Annotated in this window: 6 protein-coding genes; 1 reads left to right on the plus strand and 5 read right to left on the minus strand. The window is 63.7% G+C overall.

Annotated features, from left to right (window positions below):
- Nucleotides 1-590: 590 nt before the first annotated feature.
- A complete protein-coding gene (locus ABDV69_RS19235; RefSeq protein ID WP_343577238.1) occupies nucleotides 591-1244 on the plus strand; it encodes a hypothetical protein in 654 nt (217 codons plus the stop codon).
- A gap of 22 nt (nucleotides 1245-1266) precedes the next feature.
- Here ABDV69_RS19235 and ABDV69_RS19240 read toward each other — a convergent pair whose 3' ends face one another.
- The 5 genes from ABDV69_RS19240 to ABDV69_RS19260 form a co-directional block, all read right to left on the minus strand.
- On the minus strand, nucleotides 1267-1920 hold the full coding sequence (locus ABDV69_RS19240; RefSeq protein WP_343577239.1) for a GH25 family lysozyme: 654 nt from the start codon (nucleotides 1918-1920) through the stop codon (nucleotides 1267-1269).
- Nucleotides 1917-2090: a hypothetical protein gene (locus ABDV69_RS19245; RefSeq protein WP_343577240.1), complete on the minus strand. Its 174-nt coding sequence runs from the start codon at nucleotides 2088-2090 to the stop codon at nucleotides 1917-1919. The genes ABDV69_RS19240 and ABDV69_RS19245 overlap by 4 nt, the downstream gene beginning before the upstream one ends.
- A 52-nt stretch (nucleotides 2091-2142) precedes the next feature.
- Nucleotides 2143-2463: a hypothetical protein gene (locus ABDV69_RS19250; RefSeq protein WP_343577241.1), complete on the minus strand. Its 321-nt coding sequence runs from the start codon at nucleotides 2461-2463 to the stop codon at nucleotides 2143-2145.
- A 342-nt stretch (nucleotides 2464-2805) separates the two neighbouring features.
- Complete coding sequence (locus tag ABDV69_RS19255; protein WP_343577242.1) at nucleotides 2806-3813, minus strand: hypothetical protein; 1008 nt, start codon at nucleotides 3811-3813, stop codon at nucleotides 2806-2808.
- Nucleotides 3810-4103 (minus strand): hypothetical protein, encoded by a 294-nt coding sequence (locus ABDV69_RS19260; RefSeq protein WP_343577244.1) that lies wholly within the window; start codon nucleotides 4101-4103, stop codon nucleotides 3810-3812. The genes ABDV69_RS19255 and ABDV69_RS19260 overlap by 4 nt, the downstream gene beginning before the upstream one ends.
- Nucleotides 4104-4404 lie beyond the last annotated feature (301 nt).

Raw genomic sequence — 4404 nt, forward strand, 5'->3', positions numbered from 1 at the left:
ACTCGATGCCGGAGGCCCACGATCGACGGCGGCGGACCGTCTGAGCCCGGTCCGCCGCAGCGGGGCGGAGCCGTCACGCCGACACCTCTGCCGCACCTACTGAATCACCGCTAGGCGTGCGACCAGCGGCAAAGCCACCTCAGCTTGCTGACAAGTCATTAATGTACCCCCTCCGCCAGGCATCGTGCCCGCAAGGATGGCAGGGTACGTCGGACCGGCTGAAGTGGGGAAATGCGCCATAGGCCACCGTCGGCGACCCGCTGGTTGACATGACGGGCGACTGCGACACCGTTGTCGATGTGGTCCGGCCCGGGTTGACGGGCAGGGCGCATATTGAGGTTCTTCGGCGCCTCCTGGTGGACATCGGCACCAATGGCCGCCCCGCCGCCGCGTCTTGCCATCACTGGGCCTGGGCGATCGAACGCGCGGTTGACTGCGGGTTGACCAAAATCTGGTTGAGAGCGATATTCCGCGGATAAACAGTAAGTTTGATACAGCTGACCGAGATACGATCAAGCAGCGGCCCCACCCCGGGCACCGGACCGTGGGACACGCTTAACCTGACCAGTGTCCCGAGAAATCAGCACAGCATGAAAACTACCCAGATCATCACCTTCGCCGCGGCGGCCGTCGCGATGGCCGCGCCAGCCGCGCACGCCACGGGCGACGACAGCGTGGGCACAGCTGGTGACGCCATCTCCAACGCGGCGTTGTCGGCGCCACTGGCAGCCAGCTCCGGCAATCAGAACGACCCGGCTGTGATCCCCTACGATCCGAGCCCGTCGAACCCGTTTTCGCCCATCTACACGATCAGCCCGACAGGTCCGGAGGATGTGACATCGAACGTCTCGTCCACCGGCGAAGTACTCGGCACCCAGGACTTCAGCGTGTCCAGCCTCGGTTTCCCGGTGGACACGTTCACCGGCGACGTCCAGTACACGCCCACGTCATTTGTGCCCAGCACTGGCCTGTCGGGAATTGTGGACGAACTCAGCCAGGACTTAGGGCTCGGCGGGGGCTACACCGAGGAGATTTCCACGTCCGGTTCCGGCGCGGGAACCGTGCTGCCCGAGTCCACCGGTTTCCTGGTCTCCGAGTACGGGTTCGGGTACGGCAACGTTTTCGAGGAGTCCGTGAACGCCGCCGGTACCCAATCCACGGTGGGGGACTTTCTGCTCACACCGTTCGGCGATATCAACATCAGCCCCATCGTGGATCTTTTCGCTACCACGTCGGCGGGCTGAGCTGTCCCGGCAGCCCCGTCCGTTAGCGCGGGTCGGGCGCCTGCGCGGTGCCGAATAGGATCGTGATGTGGCTGCCCCGGTAGGCGTTGCAGTCGACGGTGAAGCCTGCGATGTCTGCGGTGTTGGTGAACTGCCACGCGGCCGGGGTAGCGCTCCCGTAGGGCGCCCATCCTTCACCGGCGTTGCCGCCGGCGTTCGCGTAGATGGTTAAGGCGTAGCCGGAGCCGTCCGGGTAGCCAGACGACACCAGGGCGTGGGCCAGGTGCGACAGGTTGCCTTCGCCTTCCTGGTTCCAGTACCACTGCGGGTAGTAGCCCAGCTGCACGGTGACGCCAGCGGTGTTGAACGCATCGACCACTGCGGTGAGGTTCGCCAGGTCGCCGCCGTTGTCCTCCCAGTCCAGCATGGCGACCGGCCCGCCGTTGTTGGCGGTCCAGGTATGGGCTTGGGCAGTCGGGTCATCGGTGGTTACGTAGTGGTAGCCGATGGCGGGCAGATTGTTGTCGCGGCACCATTGCTGCACGGTCGGCCAGTACGGGTCCTCGTAATAGCTCCCCTCGGAAACTTTGTGACAGATGCCGCTAAAACCTTCGGGCACAAGCTGTTCCAGGAAGGTGATGGCGTCGTGGGTCGATGACCAGTTGTTGTTGCTGCAATCGGGGTAGAACAGCGTCACCGCCGGTGCCAATGATCGGTGTGGGCAAGGCATGTGGTGATTCGCACCAGCCCGTCACGGTCGCGGCGCACCAGCCAGCACAGCCCGTCCCCGTTCTTGACGGCCGTGGCCACCGCTCCGGCCTGACGGCGAACCTCTCCGGCGCGCGTCGGGCGACCGTGTGTATTCACCAACGGCTCCTTATCGGCGCTTGCCCCCGTGTAGTGGACATCGGGTTTGTAGTTAAGCGGACGACCCTAAATTTCTCAGCCCACCGGCACGAAACCCGAGCCCGGTGCTCTCATCGTCGCCGAACATGTGGCGGCCGACCCATTCGGCGACCGGCCCCAGCACGTTGATCTGCAATGCGAACGCTCCCCGCGGCAACAGCCAGCCCAGTATCCCGGTGAGCACGAACATGATCTGTACGTAGAGCAGACAGAATAAGCCGAAGTAGATCACGCGGAAGTGGAAATCGACCCGGGTCTCAAGAGGCCGGGCCGACGAGTGCCCGTTGCCGCTGGGCGCTATGGCATCTCTCCGTTCGGTGTCATGGTGCCACATACGGGTTAACCACGTGGTGGTGGGGGCATGGCGGTGGGGGTGGGTGGCATGCTGGGTCCGGGGAGTCGGGCTGGCAGTCCGGCGGGGGCGGGGGCGGCTCGCAGGCCGGATCCTGGCCGCCGGTCGCCCAGCTGATTGCTGCCGGCGTACCCAAAACGCCAACCGCGTCGGTGGAGGGGGCGGCACCCGCCACGAGTCCGGCGAGCACTGAGATAGCGATTGCGATCACGCTGGTGCCGACACCACCTGGCAGCACGTTACTCATCGCATCCTCCTTCCACGCGCCCCCCTACGCGCTGCGGCATGGAGAGCATCATCGCCGGTGACTTTTTCCATGAGTGATCAGCTGTAGAAGTTGAAGAACGCTATGCCGTTGCCGCCGGTGCCGCCTTGTGCGTTGACGCCTGCGCTTGCGGCGCCGGGAGTACCACCGGTGCCGACGCTGCCGGTGATCTCGGTCATGCCGGAGGTGATGGGGATCGTTCCTGCGACCCATTCGCCGGCGGCCCCGCCGGCCCCGCCGAAGCTGCCGAATGCGCCACCGCCACCGCCGCCACCACCGGGTGCCGTGCCGTTGCCGCCGGGGCTGTTGTTGCCCGGAGCGCCACCGGTGCCGCCGGTGTAGGTTTCGCCGTCGAAGGATTCGTTGCCGGGTGACGCACCGGCGCTGTTGGTAGCGCTGGTGGTGCTGGCGCCGCCCTTGCCGCCCTTGGCGGTCAACGTGGCACCCCCGGTGGGGGTTGCGGTGGTGTCTCCCCCGTCGCCGCCGGTGCCGGCGCCGGGGGTGTCGTAGCCGCCGCCACCGCCGGCGGCGCTGCTCAGGACGATGTCCACATACTTCGCGCCAGCCGGGATAGGGACCGTGTAGGCACCGGCAGCGCTGACGGTGACGAGCTGTGTCGAGAGCGCGTCACGCGCGAACAGTGCATATTGAACAGCGGCACTGCTGGTATTCGTCAGGACAAGTGCGTCATTAAACAGCAGTAAAACGTTAAGGCCAGTGAGACTAATGGGTTGCTCGAGGTTGTCACTAGTGTCGATATCGGTGATCGTCGTATTCACGGCCTGTAAGTTAGCAAGCAGGTTCTGCAACGTGGCAATTAAAAGCGGGTTCGTCTCGTTTTCCGTCGACACCTCCGCCAGGAAAGAATTGATCGTGGTTTCAATGCTTTGGTGGAACACTATCTGGCCACCGATAACTTGAGATTCAAAGCTGGCCGGTAAACCAGCCGGCGGCAATTTCGCATTCTGCAAAACTGTGTTCAATAAGGTCGTATTCGCGGAGACCTGTTGCTGCACTTGCACCAGGACGCTGCTGACAGTCGGCGTAGCAGCACTCCCGGCGGTCATGGCTTCCCCAACCCAGCTCCGGCTTCGATATCGGCGATGATCCCTGCGGCGAGGGAACCAGCGGCTAACGCTTCTGAGATTACGGCTTGAAAATCTTGGGCGAACACCTGAATGACGTCGCCACTCAACTGTCCGAAGTCGGCGAAGGCGGTTGCTAACGCGACGAAGTCTATACCCGATTGCACGGCACCCGGCGGGGAAGTATTCACTGTTGCTAGTTCGGCAGCGGATGCAAGAGCGCCTTCGAGCGATGTTATAACGTCAGAAAAGCTGGCGGTGGGAGCAGTCATATTGTTACTGTAGCCCCATTTGACAGTCGGTCAATGAGGATTAAATGAGGAATACCTGTGGATCGGGGGCTTCCGGGTGGAGGATGTCGCGCTGCGGAGTAGGACTGGTAGCCCCGGACGCCCTGGCCGCCGCCGCTGACGCTCGTCGAGATCCGGCGGCAGCACGTAGAATTTCGCCGCCACAGCAGCCAATTCACCCCGTTTACGCTGCTAGCGTCCTCAGGCGCGGCCCGTGCTTTTGGTTCTGATGCCCAGGTCAGGGTGCTGCATCGGTGGGTGACTGTGCAGTCGGGTCCACTCG

The organism is Mycobacterium sp. (assembly GCF_039583785.1).
Taxonomy (GTDB): Bacteria; Actinomycetota; Actinomycetes; order Mycobacteriales; family Mycobacteriaceae; genus Mycobacterium.